The 20,003-nt window shown below is 72.6% G+C and carries 15 protein-coding genes; 7 read left to right on the forward strand and 8 right to left on the reverse strand.

The window, feature by feature from the left end; translation table 11 throughout:
• Positions 1-134: 134 nt before the first annotated feature.
• The 6 genes from ACWCSD_RS24925 to ACWCSD_RS24950 form a co-directional block, all read right to left on the reverse strand.
• Positions 135-1,583, reverse strand: coding sequence for a non-reducing end alpha-L-arabinofuranosidase family hydrolase (locus ACWCSD_RS24925; protein WP_449918254.1), 1,449 nt, complete (start codon positions 1,581-1,583; stop codon positions 135-137).
• 16 nt (positions 1,584-1,599) lie between these two features.
• Positions 1,600-3,618 (reverse strand): RICIN domain-containing protein, encoded by a 2,019-nt coding sequence (locus ACWCSD_RS24930; RefSeq protein ID WP_449918257.1) that lies wholly within the window; start codon positions 3,616-3,618, stop codon positions 1,600-1,602.
• The gene (locus ACWCSD_RS24935) at positions 3,615-6,335 is read right to left on the reverse strand and encodes a beta-L-arabinofuranosidase domain-containing protein (RefSeq protein WP_449918259.1); all 2,721 of its coding nucleotides are present in this window, start codon (positions 6,333-6,335) and stop codon (positions 3,615-3,617) included. Before ACWCSD_RS24935 ends, ACWCSD_RS24930 begins: the two co-directional genes overlap by 4 nt.
• 447 nt (positions 6,336-6,782) lie before the next feature.
• On the reverse strand, positions 6,783-8,240 hold the full coding sequence (locus ACWCSD_RS24940) for an endo-1,4-beta-xylanase (RefSeq protein ID WP_397159925.1): 1,458 nt from the start codon (positions 8,238-8,240) through the stop codon (positions 6,783-6,785).
• Between the two features lie 487 nt (positions 8,241-8,727).
• On the reverse strand, positions 8,728-9,549 hold the full coding sequence (locus ACWCSD_RS24945; RefSeq protein WP_397159927.1) for a MerR family transcriptional regulator: 822 nt from the start codon (positions 9,547-9,549) through the stop codon (positions 8,728-8,730).
• 398 nt (positions 9,550-9,947) lie between these two features.
• On the reverse strand, positions 9,948-10,553 hold the full coding sequence (locus tag ACWCSD_RS24950) for a CBS domain-containing protein (protein ID WP_449918261.1): 606 nt from the start codon (positions 10,551-10,553) through the stop codon (positions 9,948-9,950).
• A gap of 202 nt (positions 10,554-10,755) precedes the next feature.
• Here ACWCSD_RS24950 and ACWCSD_RS24955 point away from each other — a divergent pair, with 202 nt between their 5' ends.
• A complete protein-coding gene (locus tag ACWCSD_RS24955) occupies positions 10,756-11,937 on the forward strand; it encodes an acetate/propionate family kinase (protein WP_449918264.1) in 1,182 nt (393 codons plus the stop codon).
• Positions 11,938-11,952: 15 nt separating this feature from the next.
• Here the strand turns inward: ACWCSD_RS24955 and ACWCSD_RS24960 are convergent, their stop codons facing one another.
• The gene (locus tag ACWCSD_RS24960; protein ID WP_449918267.1) at positions 11,953-13,206 is read right to left on the reverse strand and encodes a hypothetical protein; all 1,254 of its coding nucleotides are present in this window, start codon (positions 13,204-13,206) and stop codon (positions 11,953-11,955) included.
• A 228-nt stretch (positions 13,207-13,434) separates the two neighbouring features.
• Between ACWCSD_RS24960 and ACWCSD_RS24965 the strand changes: the two genes are divergently transcribed.
• From ACWCSD_RS24965 to ACWCSD_RS24975, 3 genes are read left to right on the forward strand one after another with little or no spacing between them, the layout of a single operon-like run.
• On the forward strand, positions 13,435-14,280 hold the full coding sequence (locus ACWCSD_RS24965; RefSeq protein WP_449918270.1) for a universal stress protein: 846 nt from the start codon (positions 13,435-13,437) through the stop codon (positions 14,278-14,280).
• Complete coding sequence (locus ACWCSD_RS24970) at positions 14,277-14,777, forward strand: CBS domain-containing protein (protein WP_397159937.1); 501 nt, start codon at positions 14,277-14,279, stop codon at positions 14,775-14,777. The genes ACWCSD_RS24965 and ACWCSD_RS24970 overlap by 4 nt, the downstream gene beginning before the upstream one ends.
• 1 nt (position 14,778) lies before the next feature.
• Complete coding sequence (locus ACWCSD_RS24975; RefSeq protein ID WP_449918273.1) at positions 14,779-15,297, forward strand: flavodoxin family protein; 519 nt, start codon at positions 14,779-14,781, stop codon at positions 15,295-15,297.
• Positions 15,298-15,343: 46 nt separating this feature from the next.
• On the opposite strand, the gene ACWCSD_RS24980 is transcribed toward ACWCSD_RS24975, so the two are convergent.
• The gene (locus ACWCSD_RS24980) at positions 15,344-17,857 is read right to left on the reverse strand and encodes a cation-translocating P-type ATPase (protein ID WP_449918276.1); all 2,514 of its coding nucleotides are present in this window, start codon (positions 17,855-17,857) and stop codon (positions 15,344-15,346) included.
• A 218-nt stretch (positions 17,858-18,075) separates the two neighbouring features.
• Between ACWCSD_RS24980 and ACWCSD_RS24985 the strand changes: the two genes are divergently transcribed.
• From ACWCSD_RS24985 to ACWCSD_RS24995, 3 genes are all read left to right on the forward strand, one after another.
• A complete protein-coding gene (locus ACWCSD_RS24985) occupies positions 18,076-18,636 on the forward strand; it encodes a universal stress protein (protein WP_449918279.1) in 561 nt (186 codons plus the stop codon).
• 16 nt (positions 18,637-18,652) lie between these two features.
• Positions 18,653-19,501 (forward strand): universal stress protein, encoded by an 849-nt coding sequence (locus ACWCSD_RS24990; RefSeq protein ID WP_397159945.1) that lies wholly within the window; start codon positions 18,653-18,655, stop codon positions 19,499-19,501.
• 132 nt (positions 19,502-19,633) lie between these two features.
• On the forward strand, positions 19,634-20,003 hold a 370-nt coding region (locus tag ACWCSD_RS24995), incomplete at its 3' end, for a cation-transporting P-type ATPase (RefSeq protein ID WP_449918281.1).

The following is a 20,003-nucleotide window of genomic DNA, read 5'->3' on the forward strand; positions in this document are numbered from 1 at the left end:
CGGTGACCCGGATGCGCTTCATGGAGCTCGGGGAGGCGGACGCGTGCGGCAGGCGCATGGTGGCCCACCCCTCGGCGGAGGGGTGGGCCCGTGGCATTTCAGGTGGGAGCCGCGAGGGTCACCGGCTCACGGCGTCAGCGCTGCAGTGTCAGCACCCCCGGCCGGTAGGGCAGGAGGCCGTAGTCGCCGCCCGAGCTGGGGCTGCGGCCCTGGTAGAGGAGTTGCAGGTTGCACGGGTCGACGGTCATGGTCTGGTCGGCGCCGGTGCGGACCAGCTCGCCGTGGCTGATGTCGTTCGTCCAGGTGGCGCCGCTGTTGGCCTTGCCGGCGAACGGGTTGCCCTCGGTCGCGGCCTGGGGCGTCCAGGAACCGTTCAGGCTGGTGGCGGTGAACGAGCGGAAGTAGCGGCCCTGCGCGCCGATCGCCTCGACGATCATCAGGTACCGGTTCTGGCCCTGGAGCTTGTAGACCTGGACGGCTTCGAACAGGTTGTTCGTCGTGTCGCTCATGACCACGGTCGAGGCCGTGCCGAAACTGCCGGGGAAGTTCCCGATGGGCATGCTCGCCCGGTAGATCTTGCCGTTGTCCCCGGCGAAGAACAGGTACATGTCGGTGTTGTCGCCGATGACCGTCTGGTCGATGGGGCCCGTCCCGGAGCCCGAGATGCTGCCGGAGAAGAGCGTCTGCGGCGCCGACCAGCTGTTGGGGTTGGCGGGGTCGGTGGAGGTCCGGTACGAGAAGGCGGGCCCGCCCCACTGGTAGGCGAGCACCCAGATGTTCTTGGGGGCGAAGAAGAAGAGCGTGGGGGCGACGGCGGAGAAGGACATCGTGTTCTGTGTGGCCGAGGCCATGTCGGACCAGTTGGCGAGCGGGCTGAAGCTCATCGACCCCCACTTCGTCCCGGTGTCGTGGGTCGTGGCGTAGACCAGATGCCGCCCGTTGTAGGGGGCGACGGTGAAGTCCTTGAGCGAGACCCAGCCCGCCTTCGGGGTCGCCAGCGGGCCGGTCGAGGTCCAGCGGTAGGTCGAGGGGAGGTCACACATGCCGGGGTTGCCACCGTCCGTCCGTACGAGTTGCCATTGCTGGTTGGCGCCGCCCCAGTCGTCGTACTGGACGATGTTGGCGCCGTCGGCGGTGGAGGCTCCTTGGACCTCCAGGGCCTTGTTGCTGTGGCGGGAGATGAGTCTGACGTAGCCGTCGGGGCTGTCGGTGAGTTTCCATTGCTGGTTGGCGCCGTTGAGGTCGGTCCATTGGACGATGGAGCCGCCGTTGGCGGTGGAGAAGTTGTAGACGTCCAGGACTTTTCCGGAGTGGCGGGATTTGATGCGGTAGTAGCCGCCGCCTGAGTCGACGAACTGCCATTGCTGCTGGTTCTGGTTGTTCCTGGTCCATTGGGTGATGCGGCCGCCGTCGGCGGTGGACAGGTTGTAGACGTCCAGGGCCTTGCCGCTGTTGCGGTTGACCAGGACGTACCAGGCGTTGGTGTCGACGGTGGCCGCGTCGGCGGGCTGGGCGGCGACCAGCAGGCTCGCCAGTAACGCGGCCACCGTCGCGAGGACGGTCAGGGGACTGAGTTTCACCATGTGCTCCGATGCCGTGTCAGGGGGTGGTCAGGTCGAAGCGGCGCACGGTGACCGCGCCGCCGAGGGACTTGGTGGCGTAGTTGAAGATGCCGAAGCGGTAACCCATGAAGAACTGCCAGGCGTTGTTCAGCGTGAAGGCCGGGCCGAGGCCCACGAAGGCGCTGCCGTCGGTGCTGTAGGAGAAACGGGCCTGACGGCCGGACCCGGGCCGGATGTCGGCGGTGACCCGCAACCAGATCCGGCCGCCCGTGACGTTCGCGCTCGCCGCCTCGGCGCCGGTGCCGGTGGTCTGCCACGAGCCGTTCATGGTCAGGCCGTTGGTCATCACGACCCGGCTGACGCCGTTGTCGCGTTTGACGCCGATCCAGGCCGACTGGTCGCGCAGCATCGCCAGCCCGGCGCGGTCGCCGTCGGCCATCTGTGAGGGGTCGAGCTCGATCGTCGCCGTCGAGGACGGGCCCTGGATGCGGTGGGTCAGCGTGTTCCGGGCGGCGTAGAGGTCGCCGGTGACGGTCGCGGTCTGCAGGCGCAGGCCGTTGCCGGTGGAGAAGCGGCTGGTGTCGGGGTTGTGGTTCCACTCCCAGCGGGGGCCGAGCGTGGCCGAGGTGAAGGCGTCCGGGCCGATCATGGACGTCACGGTCCGGCTGGTCTGGATGTTCGGCTTCGGGTAGTTCACGCCCCAGCCGCCGTTGACGGTCTGCACGACCGGCCAGTCGCCGGTCCAGGTGATCGGCGCCAGGGCCGGGACGCGTCCGCCGGGGTAGGCGTCGACGAACGCCATGTAGTACCAGTCGCCGTTCTGCGTCTGGACGAGCCCGCCCTGGTGCGGGACGCCGCCGCCGGCGACGGGGCCCGGCAGGTCGAGCAGGACCTGGCGCATCTCGTACGGGCCCCATGGCGAGGTCGAGCGGAGCACGTACTGGCCGTTGGCGGGGCGGGTCAGCCAGATGTAGTAGTAGCCGTTCCGCTTGTAGAAGCGGGACCCTTCCAGGGTGCCGACGTTGCTCGGCGTCTGGAACACCTGCTGCGCGCGCACCTGGCTGAGACCGTCGGCCGAGAGCTGGGCCACGCTGATGGTGCTGTTGCCGTAGGCGACGTACATGGTGTCGTCGGAGTCGACCAGCAGGCCGGCGTCGTAGTAGCAGTTGTTGATCTGTGAGCGCTTGGTCCAGGTGCCGTCCACGGCGGAGGCGGTGTAGACGTAGGTCCGGTTGAACTCGACGCAGCCGAGCCAGTAGAAGGTGCCGTTGCCGGGCCGGTAGTTGAAGGCCGAGGCCCAGATGCCCTTCACGTACGCCCGGCCGCCGCTGAGGTCGTAGGCGCCGGAGCCGAAGTCGAGCCTCGGCACGGAATGCCCGGCGTACTCCCAGTCGACCAGGTTGTACGAACGCAGGATCGGCGCGCCCGGCGAGTAGTGCATGGTCGAGGCCGAGTAGTAGTAGGCGTCGCCCACCCGGACGATGTCGCCGTCGGCGAAGTCCTGCCACACGACCGGGTTGGCGTAATTGCCGCCGCCGTTGCCGTTGACCGGGACGAGCTGCCATTGCTGGTTGGCGCCGCCCCAGTCGTCGTACTGGACGATGTCGGCGCCGTCGGCGGTGGAGGCTCCTTGGACCTCCAGGGCCTTGTTGCTGTGGCGGGAGATGAGTCTGACGTAGCCGTCGGGGCTGTCGGTGAGTTTCCATTGCTGGTTGGCGCCGTTGAGGTCGGTCCATTGGACGATGGAGCCGCCGTTGGCGGTGGAGAAGTTGTAGACGTCCAGGACCTTGCCGGAGTGGCGGGACTTGATGCGGTAGTAGCCGCCGCCTGAGTCGACGAACTGCCATTGCTGCTGGTTCTGGTTGTTCCTGGTCCATTGGGTGATGCGGCCGCCGTCGGCGGTGGACAGGTTGTAGACGTCCAGGGCCTTGCCGCTGTTGCGGTTGACCAGGACGTACCAGGCGTTGGTGTCGACCGTCGCGGCCGACGCCTCCTGGGCGATGAGCAGCACGCCCACGAGAAGCAGGGCCGAGACAGCCGCGAGGACACGTCTCACAGGAACCTCCAGAGGTTGTCGTCCGAGCCGTTGTCGTCGGCGAGCACGACCTGCGCGCCCTGGGACGCGCCGGCGACGCCGAGGACCCGGCCGCCGCCCGCGCACTGGACGCGGAAGGCGGCGCCCGACCCGTGGCGCAGCCGCCAGCGATGATCGGCGGTGCCGTTGTCGGCCCACTGCACGACCCGCGACCCGGCGGCGGTGCCCATGTTCTCCACGCCCAGCACCTTCTGGCTGTGGGAGTTGCGCAGCCGCAGGTAGCCGCCGGTGTCGTTGACGGCGGTCCACAGGTGGTCGGCGGTGCCGTTGTCGCCCCACTGGACGACGGGCGCGCCGTCGGCCGTGGACATGCCGGTGACCCCGAGCACCATCCCGGTGCCCACGTTCTGCAGGCGCCGCGCGCCGTTCGGCAGGAACCGCCACTGGTTGTCCGGGCTGCCGTCGTCGGCGTCCTGGACCACCTGGGCGCCGTTCGCGGTCGAGCCGTTCAGGATGCCGAGCAGCTTGGAGCTGTGGACGTTGCGGATCTTGACGGAGCCGTCGCCGGCGTCGCTGACCGTCCAGCGGTGGTCGGCGGTGCCGGTGTCGCCCCACTGGAGCACCCGGGCGCCCGCGGCGGTCGACATGTTCTCGACGCCGAGCACCTTGCCGCTGTGCGCGTTGCGGAACCGCAGGGCGTTCCCGTCGACGATCAGGACCCAGTCGTGGTCGGCGGTGCCGCTGTCGGTCCACTGCAGGGCCGCGCCGCCGTCGGCGGTGGACATGTCCCTGATGCCCAGGACGAGCCCGCTGGCCGCGTTGACCAGCCGGAAGCTCGCCGTGCCGGCCCCGCCCTGGACGTTCCAGTAGACGACGTAGTTGTGGCCGGTGGCGTCGTGGAAGGGGCCGAGCCGCACCGGCGCGCCGTCGGCCGTGGCCGTGAAGGCCAGGGAGGAGCCGCCGGTCCGGGTGATCGAGGAGGGGTTCAGGGCCGGGGCCGACGACAGGACGGTGTCGCCGTAGTCGCCCGACAACACGACCGGGCCGTAGGTCACGGCCTGCACGCCGGGGTTGTCCGCGGCGGCCTTCATGACCACCCGCATGGGCAGGCGCACGGTCACGGTGTCGCCGGACGACCACGACCGGGTGAGGCCGGCGTAGCTGCCCGGCGCGGCCGCGATGTCCTGCCGGACCCCGTTGACGCTGATCGTCGCGCCCTGTGTCCAGGCCGGGATCCGGACGCGCATCGTCCACGATCCGCTCACGTCGCCGGTGACCTGCAGCGACGTGGTGTCGCTGACCGGATAGGAGGTGGTCTGGGTGACCGTGATGCCGCGCCGGCTCCAGTCGAGGACGGAGGGCACGAACAGGTTGACGAACAGGGTGGTGTCGTCGTGGAAGTAGATCGAGTCCATGAGCTTGGTGTTGGTCTCGATCCCGGTGCCCTGGCAGCACCAGAACGTGCCGTAGTCCGTGCTCCAGGTGCCGCCGCCCCAGGCCGGTCCTACGCCCCGCCGTCCGCCGGGGTTGAGCGGGGTGAAGTAGGTGACGTGCCCATGCGCGTCGGCCGGGTTCTGCTGGCCGAGGAGGTGGTTGAGCAGGGCGTTCTCGTAGTAGTCGAAGTAGTCGGCCCGGTCGGGGGACAGCAGCCACAGCTCCCGGGTCAGCTTGAGCATGTTGTAGGTGTTGCACGCCTCGCCGGTGTCCCTGGTCAGGTAGGAGGCGATCGCGCCGGGCGCGCGGAAGTGCTCGGCCTGGCTGTTGGAGCCGTTCACGTACGTGTGCGCGCCGACCGTGATGGCCCAGGCGTTGACGGCGATGTCGCGGTAGCGGGTGGCGCCCGTCGCCTTGTACTCGCGGGCCGCCCCGATCCACTTGGGCACCTGGGTGTTGGCGTGCAGGCCGTTGAGCCGGTCCTGGTTCGCGGCCAGCGGGTCGAACACGGCCGCGTGGTCGAACCGCTGGGCCGTGGCCAGCCAGCGGGGGTCGCCGGTCGCCTGGTACAGGTCCGTCAGCACGGCGTTCATGCCGCCGAACTCGGTGCCGAGCATGGCCTGCGCCTGGGCGGCGGACAGTCGCGACGTCCGGGCGTCCACCCAGCCCGCCAGGGCGAGCAGCACGGTCCTGGCCTGGGTGTCGCCGATCAGCCGCCAGACGTCCAGCAGCCCGGCCAGGGTCTTGTGGACGCAGTAGTAGGGCACGTTGCCGTTGGTCAGCGTGCGGTTCTCCAGGGCCGTGAAGTCCGACTCCGGGAAACCGGACAGGTAACCGCCGGTGAACCCGGCGGCCGGGTTGTTCGCCTGGCACTTGGCCAGTTCCGCCACCATGTAGCGCGCCTTGTCGCGGCAGGCGGTGTCACCGAGCACGGCGTACGCCTGCGCCCACGCCGTCAGGAAATGGCCCTGCGCGTGCGACCGGAACGGGAAGCCGGGCGCATCCCAGCCGCCGTTGGGCGCGGCGCCGCCGGTGGACAGCCGGTGGTTGGCGCGGAAGACGTACAGCAGCCGGTCGACGTCGACGAAGCGCAGGTAGGCGAGGGCGCGGTTCTGGTTGTCCAGCAGGCGGCCGGAGGTCAGCCGGACCTGGCCGAGGTCGAACTCGTAGGCTGAGACGCCGAGGTCGGGCCTGCTCCAGGGGACTGCGGCCAGGGCGGGGGACGCACCGGCCAACTGACCGACGACGGAGAGCGCGGCGGTCGCGCCCGTGGCCTGGAAGAGCTGACGGCGGCTCAAGGACATGCGTAGCTCCTTGGGATGGGGGGCGGTGAACGGCCGTGGGCCGGTCACGGGGTCAGCAGGTCAGGGCCTTCTTTCGAAAGCCCGTGGCCTGGTCTTTCGGCGTGAGTTGTTAGCGCTAACAACTGGTCGACTCGGTCACCGGGGCTCCTTGGCTGAAGAGGGGTGTTAGCGCTAACATCGTCTTGCCGATGGGACTACTCCGTAGTGAGGGAGTACAACCGACGGTCCGTTCCGGTGTCAATGAGGGGATTGCCGGCCGAGCCGGGCTTCGTCCTGTGCGTGCCTTCCCGCCTGGAGTTCTCTCTCCACGGAGACGGCCCGTCGCCATGAAAGTTTCACGGGCGTCACCCGGGACCCCTTCCCCGGCCTCGCCGGGCCGGGGGAGGGGTGGTCAGCGGGCGAGGTCGCGCCGGGGCGCCGGGCCCCGGCGCGACGGGCGGGCGACGCTCACGCGGCGCCCGCGTTGTAGGTCCACTTCTGGTTGCTGCCGCCCCAGCAGGTGTACAGCTGCAGCCCCGTGCCGTTGCCGGTGCCGCCGCCCACGGCGTCCAGGCACAGCCCGGACTGCACGCCCACGATCGTGCCGTCGGTGTTGACGCGCCATTTCTGGTTGTCGCCGCCCCAGCAGGAGTAGATCTGGATCTTGGCGCCGTTGCCCGTGCCTCCGGCGTCCAGGCACTTGTTGCCGTAGACCTTCAGTTCCCCTGCCGAGGTCTGGGTCCACTGCTGGTTGCTCTGGCCGTTGCAGTCCCAGAGCTGGACGGCCGTGCCGTCGGTGGTGCTGGAGCTGGGCACGTCCACGCAGCGGCCGGCGGCCGTGCTCCTGATCTGCCCCGCGCCGCCGCCGGGCGGCGGCGACGTGCCGCCGCCGTTCAGCGCGTTGAGCACCGCCGTGTAGGCGGCCTTCTTGTTGCCGTTGCCGTCGAAGAGCAGCGCGGCGGCGCCGGAGCCGAGCCAGGAGTCGGTGTCGCGCACGCCCCAAGTGGTGATGCCGGCGCACCGCGGCACCGCCAGGCAGTCGTTGACGACGCTGGCGTACGTGGTGGCCGAGCCGCCCTGGATGTCCAGCTCGGTGATCTGCACGTCCACGCCGAGCGCGGCGAAGCTCTGGATGGTCGTGCGGTAGTTGCTGTTGTACGGGCTGTTGCCGTTGAAGTGCGACTGCAGGCCGACGCAGTCGATCGGCACGCCCCGCGCCTTGAAGTCCTTGACCATGTTGTAGACGCCCTGCGTCTTGGCCCAGGTCCAGTTGTCGATGTTGTAGTCGTTGTAGCACAGCTTGGCGGCCGGGTCGGCGGCGCGCGCGGTGCGGAAGGCCACCTCGATCCAGTCGTTGCCGGTGCGCTGGAGGTTGGAGTCGCGCCGGCCGCCGCCGCTGTCGGCGTAGGCCTCGTTGACCACGTCCCAGGCGTAGATCTTGCCCTTGTAGTGGGACATGACGCCGTTGATGTGGTCGATCATCGCCTGGCGCAGCGAGCTGCCCGACAACGACTGCATCCAGCCGGGCTGCTGGGAGTGCCAGGCCAGGGTGTGGCCGCGTACCCGCTTGCCGTTCTGCACGGCCCAGTTGTAGACCCGGTCGCCGTTGGTGAAGGTGAACTGCCCCCGGTTGGGCTCGGTGGCGTCGATCTTCATCTCGTTCTCGGCCGTCACCATGGTGAACTCGCGGTTGGCGATCGTCGTGTAGGCGGAGTCGCCGAGTTTGCCCGCGGCGATGGCGGTGCCGAAGTAGCGGCCGCTCTGCGCGGCGGCCGCGCCGAGCGTGCTCGCCGCGGCATCGGCCGGAATCGCCGTCGCCAGGGCCGTGAGCAGGCCGAGCGCGCCGAGTGCGCCGGTGATCAGCGCCCGGCGGCGCGCGCCGGGCGGCCGTCCGGCGGTCGGTGGGGACATGGCGTTGACACGCATGCTGGAGCCTCCGTACGCGAATCATGGGGGGAAGGTTGTGCGGACGCACTTCGGAGGGATGCGCCCAGGGCGTTCGGGAGCGGATGGGAGAGCCGGGCTCGGGCACTCAGTGTGTGGATCTCGCCGAAAGTTGTCAAGATTCGGATAAAACTTTCGGAGCCGTCTTGCTGGTGTGGGCATGTCATCCAGGGCCGCTACCTGTCGAAAGTTTTCGGCCGACGGGTCGTGAAAGTTTCACGGGGACGGGTGGCGGCCGGTCCGAGGTGGGAGCGCGTTTTCGGCCGCTTCGGGCTTCGGGGCTCTTGACGGGGTCGTCCAGCTCGTATTTCCTCCGTCCCACCGGCACCGCGACTTGTTGGCGTTGACACACGAACGGGCGGAACCATGAAGCGAAACTCCGACGTCACCATCACGGGGACGCAGTCCGGGCTGTGCCTGGACGCCGTCGGCCACGCGGTCCGGCCCGAGCCGCGCCGAGGGCCGTCGCTCAGGAGGGCGGCGCGAACGGGGCCGCGACGTCGGTGACGTGTTCCGCCGGGGCCGCCGTCTCCCGGTTCGGGTGGTAGATCTCGCGCATGGACAGCGCCGGGGCCAGCCCGTGGTCGTCCAGCCAGGCTTTGAGCGTGTCGTACGCCGGCAGGATCGCCGGGTAGTGCGACCGCTCCTTGCTGACCTCGACGTACGCGGCCCGGTGGGACGGCTCCAGCCGGACGCCGATCCGGCCGGCGGGCTCGATCGGGCTCCCGGTCGGCAGGCACACCTCCACCGGGCCGTTCGAGTCCTCGCCCACCGTGCCGTGGAAGACGGCGAACGGCGGCCCGGACAGGCAGCCGCCGGCCGCCCCCAGGTGGGCGAAGAGCGCGGCCGAGGCGTCCGTGATGAAGTCCGCCAGGCCGGAGGCGCGCGCATGGCCGTGGATGAAGATCACGCGCTGCTCGGGCACGTCCCGCAGGCGCACCTCGTACGCGGGGGTCGCCTCCTCCAGGAAGACCTGCCGGATGTAGGCCAGCAGCGACTGACGTGCCCGCCACTGCTCCTCGCGGTGACTCCAGTGCTTCGCGATGGCCTCGACCGCCGCGGGGCCGTCCAGCCGCAGCACCCTGCCGACCTCGGCGAGGGGCATGTCGATGGCGCGCAGCAGCGTGATGCGCCGGGCCACGGCGAGCTGCGCCCGGCCGTAACGGCGGAAACCGGTGCGCGGATCGACCTCGGCGGGCGGCAGCAGCCCCTTGGCGTCGTAGAGCCGCAGCGCCTTGAGCGTCAGGTTGGACCGCGCGGCGAACTGTCCAGTGGTCATCAGATCGGACACCGCCCGAGTATGGACCCTGCCCCTGGGGCGGACACAAACGACCCGGATCACAACCCCGGGCCGGCCACCGAGTCCCCTGCGGGGGTGGGCGTCCTGAAGTGGCGGCGGCCGGGTGATCTGTCGGTTTCGCGGTATCGGTCGGGCTCGGCAGGCATGCTGGGACTGTGCGGGTGATCCACATCGTGTCGTGTGCCGTCGCCAGCGTCCTGCTGCTGGGCCTCGGCGGGCTGCCGGGCGAGACCATGACGACGGCGGGGAAGTCCTCCTACCCCTGGCGTCCGGCGGGATGGGGGACGCCGGTGACGACGTGCTGGTCGGCTGACCCGGCCGAGAAAGCGACCACGTCATGGACGGCCGGTCTTCACAGCGACGGCCGGTCTTCACAGCGACGGCCCGTTTCACGGTGACGGCCGGACATGTCTGACCCGGACGATGCCGGGCACCGTGCGGGCCAGCACGCCGGCGATGTGGTCGGCCTGCTGCCGGGACGGCCCGCGCAGCTCGGCCACGCCGTCGCGGACGGCGACGTCCCAGGTGGGGCCCGCCGGGTACTGCTCGCGCAACGCGGCCTCGACCGCCTGGCGCAGGTCTTCGTCGGGGCGGGCGAGCATGGCCATCAGGTCACGGCGGCTGACCATCCCGGCGATCCGGCCTCCGGTCACGACGGGCAGGCTCTTGACCCGCTCGCGGACCATGAGATCGATGGCGACGGTGACGTCGGTGGTCTCGGTGACCGTGACGACGTCGCGGCTCATGACGTCCATGACCTGGCGGGGCGGCGGCTCGTCGGCCGGCGCGGCCGGGCGGACGGTCGCGCGGGGATCGGGCTCGAACTCCCCCCGCAGCAGGTCCAGTTCGCTGACCACACCGACGAGCCGCCCGTCGTCGCCGACGACGGGCGCGGCGGTGATGTCGTGGCCGTGCAGGACCCGCACGGCTCGCCGCACCGGATCGGTGTCGCGGACGGTGACGGCCGGGCCGCTCATGACCTCGCGGACGAGCATCGCTGTCTGGCCTCCCACTCGCAGTCGTCGGTCTTCCAGGTCAGCTTGCCACGACGGTCGCCCCACGGCCCGCTCCGCGCGGGGTGGCGGCCTCGTGGCTCTCCCATCACAACGCGGGACGCGGCCGGGCCGGTAGGGCCGGAAGTCCCGAACGAGATCCGCGCCGCCACCCGACCCGCGGAACGGACTTAGGGTCATGGGCATGGCCGACCCCATTCTCGTGCTGAACACGGGATCCTCCTCCATCAAGTACGAGCTCGTCGATCCGCACACCCGCGAGCGCGCCGCCCGAGGGCTGGTCGAGCGCATCGGCGAGGACCGCGGGCGGATCACGCACCACGGCGGGGACGGGCCGCCGTACGTCCGGGAACGTCCCTTCCCCAGCCACGGGGACGGGCTGGAGGCGATGCTGGCGGCGTTCGCCGCCGCCGGGCCCGAGCCGGCGCCGGTCGCGGTCGGGCACCGGGTGGTGCACGGCGGCACCCGGTTCACCGACGCGGTGCTCATCGACGACGACGTCATCGCCGCGATCGAGGAGCTGGCCCCGCTCGCGCCCCTGCACAACCCGGTCAACCTGACCGGCATCCGGCTGGCGCTCAAGGTGTTCCCTGACGTGCCGCAGGTGGCCGTGTTCGACACCGCGTTCCACCGCACGCTGCCGCCCGAGGCGTACACGTACGCGGTGCCGCGTGAGTGGCGGGCGCGGGGCGTGCGGCGCTTCGGCTTCCACGGCACCTCGTGCGCGTACGTCTCCCGCCGCGCCGCCGCCGCCCTGGGCCGCGACCTCGCCGGGCTCAACCTGATCGTGCTCCACCTCGGCAACGGCGCCAGCGCCACCGCGATCTCCGGCGGGCGCAGCGTCGACACCTCCATGGGCATGACGCCGCTGGAAGGGCTGGTCATGGGCACCCGCTCGGGCGACGTCGACCCGGCGTTGGCCGCGTACCTGGCCCGCACCGGCGGCCTGGACGCCCAGCAGGTGGAGCACGAGCTCAGCCACCGCGGCGGCCTGCTCGCGCTCACCGGGTCCGGCGACATGCGCCAGGTACGCGCCCGCGACGACGACGAGGCCAGGCTGGCCCTGGAGATCTACACCCGGCGCATCCGCAAGTACGTCGGCGCCTACCACGCGCTGCTCGGCTGCCGGGTGGACGCGATCGTGCTCACCGGCGGCGTCGGCGAGCACGACGCCGCCACCCGCGCCGCCTGCCTGGCGGGGCTGGAGCGGCTCGGCATCGCGGTGGACCCCGTGCTCAACGCCGCGGGGGCGTCCGGCGAGCGCGCGGTGTCCCTGCCCGGCGCCGAGGTGCCCGTGCTCGTCATCCCCACCGACGAGGAGTGGGAGATCGCCCACCAGACGCTCGCGCGGCTGACGTCCTCCTGACCGGACCGGGCCGCGCTACGCGCCTTTGTCGGTGTTCCGGTTGAACGTCGGGAGCGTGGTCAGGTCACGGGCGGCGGCCAGGTGGGAGGCGAAGTTCGGGTCGAGCAACCCCAGGAGGAGCACGACGGCCCAGGCCACGACGGCGATCATGGCGCCGTCGTCGAAGGGGGCCGGGAGCCTGAGGCCCAGCCGGTCGGCGGTCACCAGGCCGGCCACCGGGAGCAGGGCGATGACCAGGGTCCGGACGGTCTCCAGGACGCGGGCGTGCCATGTCCGGCGGGTCTCCTCCGGGGTGGCGTCGCGGGTGGGGAGCCGGTCGTACTCGCCCGTGATGACCGTGCGGGTCAGCTCGGCGACGCGGGTGCGGAGGTCGTCGTAGGCGGTCGGGGACGGCAGCGCCACCCACAACTGGAGGTCGATGACGGCCCTGGACGCCTCGACCGCGCGGGCGCGGACCACGGCCCTGGTCAGCGGCGTCCCGCCCCGGGCGGCGGTCGGGATGCCGACCCGCAGCAGGAAGGAGACCTTGCCCAGGAGAGCGAGGATCTCCCTGCGCGTCCCCGGCGGGAGCTGCCCGCGGCGGTCGGGCTCGGCGCGGGCCAGGATGGCCGCCAGCTGCTCGAAGAGCGGCTCGGTGGGCGAGGCGCGGGACTCGCGGTCCCACTGCCACATCACCCCCTTGACCGGGATCATCCCGAGAACCAGGGCGCAGCAGACGGTGCCGATGCTCTGGGGGATCGGCATCCATGCCCGGCTCGCCAGGTCGACCGCCCACGCCGGGCCGGTGGCGTGGCGGAGGTACAGGGCGGCCGGGAAGCAGCCGATTCCCAGCATGGTGATCAGCGGGTCGAGAAGGTAGCGGAAGAGCGGGCGATGCCGCCGGTTCTCGATCCAGACGGAGACCCAGATGAAGACCGTGAGACCCACGACGGCCAGGAAGATCTTCGGCACGGAGGTGACGGAGAACACCGAGACCACGAAGACGACGGCCGCGCCGAGCATGGGCAGCAGGACCCAGGCGGCCACGCAGTCCTCGACGTGCTTGCGCCGCACCGACCAGCGGGCGGTGGACGCGGCCACCGCCCGGTAGCGGCCGCGCAGGAGCGCCGGGTCGTCGGCGGGATCCAGGCTCCGAGCGAAGATGGGCCAGGTGCCGTCCAGCTTCTTGGCCAGGGCGAACATCTCCGCCAGCTGGGGTTTTTCCAGCAGGTCGCCGGTGCGGGCGGGAGCGGCGGGCGCTGCGACGGGGGGATCCGCTTCTTCGGTCATGAGGACGTCCTCACGTTGAGCGGGCTACTGCGCGAGGAGGGGGCGCTCATCGACACTACAGAGCGTGGGGAGGGTGAGCCGATGGCGTGACCGGATCGTGCCAGATCGTCTCCCCGCGACGCCGATGAGGACCAACGGCCCTGCCGGGCGGGACTTCCTCCTCCGGCGCCGCGCCGCCGCCCGTAGGAGCCTGAGGGTGAGAGCTTCGACCGGTGAAGGAGATGCGCGATGAGCACTCACATCGTCGTCGGTGTGGACGGGTCCGTCCCGGCGACCGGAGCGGTGGAATGGGCGGCCGCCGACGCGCGGCGGCGGGGCCTGGACCTGCGTCTCGTGCACGTCGGCCCGCAGTGGCTGCACGAAGCGAACGCCGAGCACTGCGCCCGCCTGCTGGAGGAGGCCGCCGACCGGGCCCGCGCGCTGGCCGGCGACGTCAAGGTGACGACGGAGCTGCTGTCCGGGAACGTGGCCGGGGAGCTGATCCGCGAGTCGGCGACGGCCGGCGGAGTGGTGCTGGGCAGCCGGGGGCTCGGCGGGTTCGCCGGGATGACGGTCGGCTCGGTGAGCCTGGCGGTGGCCGGGCACGCGTCCGGGCCGGTCGTGGTCGTCCGCGCCCCCGCCGCCGCCCCCGCCGAGCACGGCAGGGTGGTGGTCGGCTACGACGGGTCGCAGGACGCGCAGGCGGCCATGGAGTACGCCGTCGAGCAGGCCAGGGCCCGCGGCGCCCGGCTGCACGTGGTCTCGGCCTGGCAGATGCCCGTCTTCTCCCCGTACGCGGTCACGTACAACAGCCTGATCGAGGACCTGATGCGCGAGGAGACCGGCGCGGCGCGCGAGCGGGTCGTGCCCTGGCGGGAGGCCAACCCGGACCTGGTCATCACCGACGAGCAGCCGTGCGCCCACCCGGTCACCGCCCTGATGCAGGCGGCCGGATCGGCCGACCTGGTCGTCGTGGGCTCGCGCGGCCGGGGCGGGTTCGCCTCCGCCGTGCTCGGCTCGGTCAGCCACGGCGTGCTGCACCACGTGACCTGCCCGGTCGCCGTGGTCCGGCCGGACGCGGAGGAGCGGTCATGAACGGGTCGCCGACGGCTGGACAGGTCATGAACGGGTCGCCGACGGCGGGACAGGTCATGAGCCGGGTCCTGGTGGCCGTCAAGGCCGAGGAGTCGCCGCTGATGGCGTGGGAGCTGATGCGCCGGGCCGGCGTGCACCACCTGCCGGTCCTCGACGGAGGGCGGCTGCTGGGCATCCTGACCAGGGAGTGCCTGGCCGCGTCCTGGTCCGGCGGGCCGCAGGAGCAGGCCGGCCGCGAGGTGCGGGACCTGCTCGGCGGCGCGCGCACGCCCCGGGTGGGACCGGACACCCCGCTGAGCAGGGTCGCCGCCGCCATGCTGGACGCCGACGTGGACGCCGTGCCCGTGCTGTCCGACGACGGCCTGGTGGGCCTGATCACCGCCCGGGACGTCCTGTCGGCGGTCGCCGGACGGATCGAGCCGCGGCCCGAGCCGAGCGAGGTGGTGACCGGGATGTTCCACCTCGAACCCATCCTGCCGGAACGGCGGGAGGCGTGAGATGAAGGCACTGGTCGTCTACGAGTCCATGTACGGCAACACCGAGCGGATCGCCCAGGCCGTGGCCGAGGGGCTGGCCACCCGGATGCGGGCCGAGGTGGCGGAGGTCGGCTCGGCCCCCGCGCACGTGGGGGACGAGGTCACCCTCCTGGTGGTGGGCGGCCCGACGCACGCCTTCTCCATGAGCCGGGCCTCCACCCGCGAGTCCGCCGCCCAGCAGGCCGCCGGGCCGCTGGTGTCGCGCGGCAGGGGCGTGCGCGAGTGGCTGGCCACGCTCGGCACGTCGTCGGCCGGGCTCTGCTCGGCGGCCTTCGACACCCGCGTGGCCAAGCCCCGCCTGCCGGGCTCGGCGGGCCGGGCGGTCGCCAAGCGGCTGCGCCGCCTCGGCGTCCGGCTCGCCGTGCCGCCGTGCAGCTTCTACGTGACCGGGACGCAGGGGCCGCTGGTGCCGGGCGAGCTGGAGCGGGCCAGGCAGTGGGGCGAGAGCCTGGCGGCGTCCTTCCCGGTCCACGCGTCCTGACGGCCCGCTGAGAACGGCGCCCGGCGGTTTCCGCCGGGCGCCGTTCTCAGTCCTGCGCGGGCGTCGGGGACGGGTGCAGGATCCGGTCCAGGCGGGCGGCGGCGTAGCCCAGCGTGGACAGCGCGACGACGACCAGCAGATCCCCCGGCGACAGCGGCCGGGTGCCGAGCAGCTCGCGCAGCGGCGGCAGGTAGAGCCCGGCCAGCTGCAGGACGAACGCGCCGCCCACGGCGAGCAGCAACATCGGGTTGGCCAGGGTGCCGGGGCGGGTCCGGGTGCCCAGCGCCACGCCGAGCTGGGTGGCGCCGAGGGCGAAGAAGGCCATGCTCTGCCAGGGCCGCCCGGTCATCGACCCCCAGACGGCGACGCCCAGGGTGACGGCCGTGAGCACCACGGCGATGCGGACGACCCGCTGCCACAGGCCCGCCCCCATGATGCTCTGACCCGGCGGACGCGGCGGCTGCGACATGGTTCCCGGCACCGTCGGCTCCCCGCCCAGCGCCACGCCGGGCAGGCCGTGGGTGAGCAGGTTGATCCACAGGATCTGCGCGGGCAGCAGCGGCAGCGGCAACCCGAGGAACGGGCCCAGCACCATCACCGCGATCTCCGCCGCGCCGCCCGACAGGCCGTAGACCAGGAACCGGCGGATGTTGGCGTAGACCCGGCGGCCCTCCTCGACGGCCGCCACGACGGTGTCCAGGTTGTCGTCGGCGAGCACGAGGTCGGCGGCCTGCCGGGCGACCTCGGTGCCGCGCCTGCCCATGGCCACCCCGATGTCGGCGCGGCGCAGCGCCGGGCCGTCGTTGACGCCGTCGCCGGTCATCGCCAGGACCTCGCCCCGGCCCCGCAGGCCCTCGATGATGTCGAGTTTCTGCTCGGGGGTGGCCCGCGCGTAGACGCCGGCCGGGCCCGCGGCGAGCGCGCCGGGCTCTCGGCAGTCGACGACCCGGTCGGCGGCGCCGATGATGCCCAGGTCGGCGGCGACCGCGCGGGCGGTGCCCGGATGGTCGCCGGTGATGAGGACCGTCCTGATGCCGGCCCGCGCGCAGTCGGCCACGGCCGCGGCCGCCGCCTCACGTGGCGGGTCGAGGATCGCGACCAGCCCGAGCAGCCTCAGCCCGTCCTCCCGCACGGGATGCGGGACGGCGTCGAGGTCGGCGGCGGCGACCGCCAGCACGCGGTAGCCGTCCCGGGCGAACCGGTCGGCGCGTTCGGCGGCGCGGGCCGGCAGCTCCGGGTCGTCGGTCAGCACGTCCGGGCGCAGCAGCGCCTCCGGGGCGCCCTTGCAGATCAGGCGGACGCCGCCGCCCGGCAGCAGGTGCACCGTGCTCATCCGCTTGCGGTCGCTGTCGAAGGGCAGCTCGGCGACCCTGGGGAACCATTCCTGCAGGCCCGCGCGGTCGAGGCCGAGCCGGGCGGCGGCGGCCAGCAGCGCGGCCTCGGTGGGGTCGCCCAGCGCCGTCCATTCCTCCCCGTTCTCCCGGGGCGGGCGCAGGCGGGCGTCGTTGCACAGCGCCGCGGCGGTCAGCAGTTCGGCGAACTCGTCCGGGTCCCGGCCGGGGGCGAGGCCGCCGTCGGGCGCGTAGCCGGAGCCGGTGACCGCGGCCTCGGCCGCCGGGGTCCACAGGTGCCGGGCGACCATCCGGCCCTCGGTGAGGGTGCCCGTCTTGTCGGTGGCGAGCACGGTCACCGAGCCCAGCGTCTCCACGGCGGGCAGGTTGCGGACGAGCGCGTCACGGGCCGCCATCCGGCGGGCGCCCAGGGCCAGGCTCAGGGTCACGACCGCGGGCAGCGACTCGGGCACGGCGGCGACCACCAGGCTGATCGCGGTCACCACCATCAGCTCGACCGGCTGGCCGCGGACCAGGCCCAGGACCAGCACCAGCGCCGACAGCAGCACCGCGACACCGGCCAGCAGCCGGCCGACCCCGACCAGGCGGCGCTGCAGCGGCGTGAGCCCGGCGCCCTTGACCATGAGGGAGGCGATGCGCCCGCTCGCGCTCGCCGCGCCGATCGCGGTGACCACCGCCCGGCCCCTGCCGCGGGCCACGACGGTGCCCGAGGAGACCGCCGCGCCCGCGTCCTTGTCCACCGGGACCGACTCGCCCGTCAGCGCCGACTCGTCGACCAGCAGTGACGCCGACTCCACCACCTCGGCGTCGGCCGGGACGATGTCGCCCTCGGCGAGCACCAGCAGATCTCCGACCACGACGTCACCGGCCGGGATCTGCCGCTGGTGGCCGTCGCGCACCACGCGGGCCTCCGGGGTGGCCAGCTCGGCCAGGGCCGTGATGGCGCGGTCGGCGCGCACCTCCTGCGTCACGCCGACGGCCGTGTTGACCACGATGACCAGCGCGATCACCGCGGCGTCCGTCCAGTCGCCGGTGCCGACGGTCAGCGCCGCCGCGATCAGCAGCACGATGATCAGCGGATCGCGGAGCTGGGTGACGACGCGCCGCCACAGCGGGGTGGGCGGTTTGCGCGGGAGCAGGTTGGGGCCGTCGCGTTCCAGGCGGACGGCTGCCTCCGCCGATGACAGGCCAGAGGACGAGGGCGTCACGTGGGTGTCCTTCCTGCCCGCGGTGGCCCTCGGGCCGGCGGAGTCGCTGCGAGGTGTCTTCAGGATCTAGTCTTCGCCCTGCTCAGGGCGGTAAACGTGCAGGTCTCCCCGCCCCTCCAGCCTCCGGAGACCAGCCGGACGGCGGCAGGGCCGAAAGTCACCGCAAGCGGGGCTTTCGGCCCTGTTCCGCCCCGGTCGCGCGGGCGGATCGTGGAGATATGAGCATTCGCCTGATCGTGGCCGGGACCGACGGCACCGAGGACTGCGCGGCCGCGCTGCTATGGGCCGCCGACGAGGCGGCCCGTCGCGGGACGCGGCTGGTCGTGGTGCACGCCTGGGAGCCCTCGATCGAGCACAGGGCGCCGTACGCGCCCTGCCCGTCCCGGCCCGCCGGGTTCGAGGAGGCGCGCGCGAGCGCCGCGCTCGATCAGGCGGTGGCCCTGGTCATGGACCGGTTCCCCGGCGTCGCCGTCGAGGCGCGGCTCGTGCGGGGCCGCCCGGAGACGGCGCTCGCGGACCAGGCGCGCGGGGCCGGCCTGCTGGTGCTCGGTTCCGCCGCGCGGCCCGCCGGGGACGGGCGGCTGGGCGCGGTGCTGCTGTCGTGCCTGCGGCTGCCGCCGTGTCCCGTGGTCGTGGTGCAGGGCGCGGCGACGGACGGGGGGACGCCGTCGAGGCCGCCCGCGTCCGCCGGACGGCATCGGGGAAGGCCCTTCGGCCCTGGCCCGGCCGACCTTCGGCTCTGCGAGGGACGGCGGGAGGCCGGGTCTCATGGGAGGTGACGAAGGAGGGAACATCATGATCGTTGTTGGAGTCGACGGCTCGGCGGCCTCGCGCGCCGCCGTCGCATGGGCCGCGGACGACGCCTTCCGCATGCGGCTGCCGCTGCGGATCGTGCACGCCGTGGACCGCACGCCGTACCAGATCCGCCGGTTCTCCCCGGGCTGGGCGCCCGACCTGCCGGCGGACGAGGGCGAGCGGATCCTGCGGGAGGCCGAGGCGCTGGCCCGGGAACGGCAGCCGTCCGTCGAGGTCACGACGCAGGACGTCGAAGGTCTGCCGGCGGTCGTGCTGCGCGGGCAGGAGAAGGAGGCCGCCGAGATCGTGCTCGGCAGCCGCGGCCTCGGCGGGTTCGCCGGCGCGCTGCTGGGCTCGGTCAGCACGCACGTCGCCGGGCACGCCCGCTGCCCCGTCGTGGTGGTCCGTGGCGACCGGCAGCAGGTGCGCGGCGAGGTGGTGGCCGGGGTGGACGACTCGCCGGAGTGCGAGCCCGCCCTGGCCCACGCCTTCGAGCAGGCCCGGCTGCGGGCCGCCACGCTGCGGGTGCTGCACGCCTGGCAGCTGCCCGTGCACGCGTTCGCGCCGGAGGCCGCCTACGCCATGGACGAGGTCCGCGCCGCACAGCAGCAGGTCGTCGACGATCGGGTGAACGTGTTCGCCGCCGACTACCCCGAGGTCGTCGTCGTGCGGGAGACTCCGTCGGCGCACCCCGTGGACGCGCTCACCGCGGCCTCCGACCACGCCGACCTGCTGGTGGTGGGGTCGCACGGGCGCGGCGGGCTGGGGTCGGCGCTGCTCGGGTCGATCAGCCGCGGCGTGCTGCACCACGCCCGCTGCCCGGTGGCGGTCGTCCGGCCGCGGGACTGACGGCACGTCGCCGCGTCGGCGCGGGCGTCGGATGGGCGTTGGGACGGGCGTGGAGCGCCTTTGCCTTTGTCTTGGCGACGGGACGGTTACCAGAACCAGGGGGAGGCCGGGCGGGACGGCTCGGACAGTGACATGACCGGAGAGGGCGGGCTGGACGTCGCGGTCGCGGCCGCGCTGCCGGTCGACGACGTCATGGCCCGGCTGGGCGGCACCGGCGGCGGCCTGAGCCAGGCCGAGGCGGAGCGCCGCCTGGCCGCCGTCGGCCCCAACTCCCTGCGCACCCACCGGGCCCGGCGGGTCGCGGTGCTGGCCCGCCAGCTGCGCTCGCCCCTGCTGATCCTGCTGGCGGTCACCGCCGCCGCGTCGTTCTTCCTCGGCGAGTCGACGGACGCGATCATCATCGGCGTGATCCTGACGGTGTCGGTCGGGCTGGGCTTCTTCAACGAGTACCGGGCGGAGAAGGCCGCCGAGGCGCTGCACTCCCAGATCCGGCACCGCTGCC

This window comes from Nonomuraea sp. NPDC001684 (assembly GCF_053596515.1).

Coding starts and splice junctions, on each gene's coding strand:
- ACWCSD_RS24940 (WP_397159925.1), bottom strand. CDS start 8,240: ATGCGTGTCAACGCCATGTCCCCACCGACCGCCGGACGGCCGCCCGGC.
- ACWCSD_RS24935 (WP_449918259.1), bottom strand. CDS start 6,335: ATGTCCTTGAGCCGCCGTCAGCTCTTCCAGGCCACGGGCGCGACCGCC.
- ACWCSD_RS24965 (WP_449918270.1), top strand. CDS start 13,435: ATGAGCACTCACATCGTCGTCGGTGTGGACGGGTCCGTCCCGGCGACC.
- ACWCSD_RS24985 (WP_449918279.1), top strand. CDS start 18,076: ATGAGCATTCGCCTGATCGTGGCCGGGACCGACGGCACCGAGGACTGC.
- ACWCSD_RS24950 (WP_449918261.1), bottom strand. CDS start 10,553: ATGCTCGTCCGCGAGGTCATGAGCGGCCCGGCCGTCACCGTCCGCGAC.
- ACWCSD_RS24955 (WP_449918264.1), top strand. CDS start 10,756: ATGGCCGACCCCATTCTCGTGCTGAACACGGGATCCTCCTCCATCAAG.
- ACWCSD_RS24925 (WP_449918254.1), bottom strand. CDS start 1,583: ATGGTGAAACTCAGTCCCCTGACCGTCCTCGCGACGGTGGCCGCGTTA.
- ACWCSD_RS24990 (WP_397159945.1), top strand. CDS start 18,653: ATGATCGTTGTTGGAGTCGACGGCTCGGCGGCCTCGCGCGCCGCCGTC.
- ACWCSD_RS24960 (WP_449918267.1), bottom strand. CDS start 13,206: ATGACCGAAGAAGCGGATCCCCCCGTCGCAGCGCCCGCCGCTCCCGCC.
- ACWCSD_RS24975 (WP_449918273.1), top strand. CDS start 14,779: ATGAAGGCACTGGTCGTCTACGAGTCCATGTACGGCAACACCGAGCGG.
- ACWCSD_RS24970 (WP_397159937.1), top strand. CDS start 14,277: ATGAACGGGTCGCCGACGGCTGGACAGGTCATGAACGGGTCGCCGACG.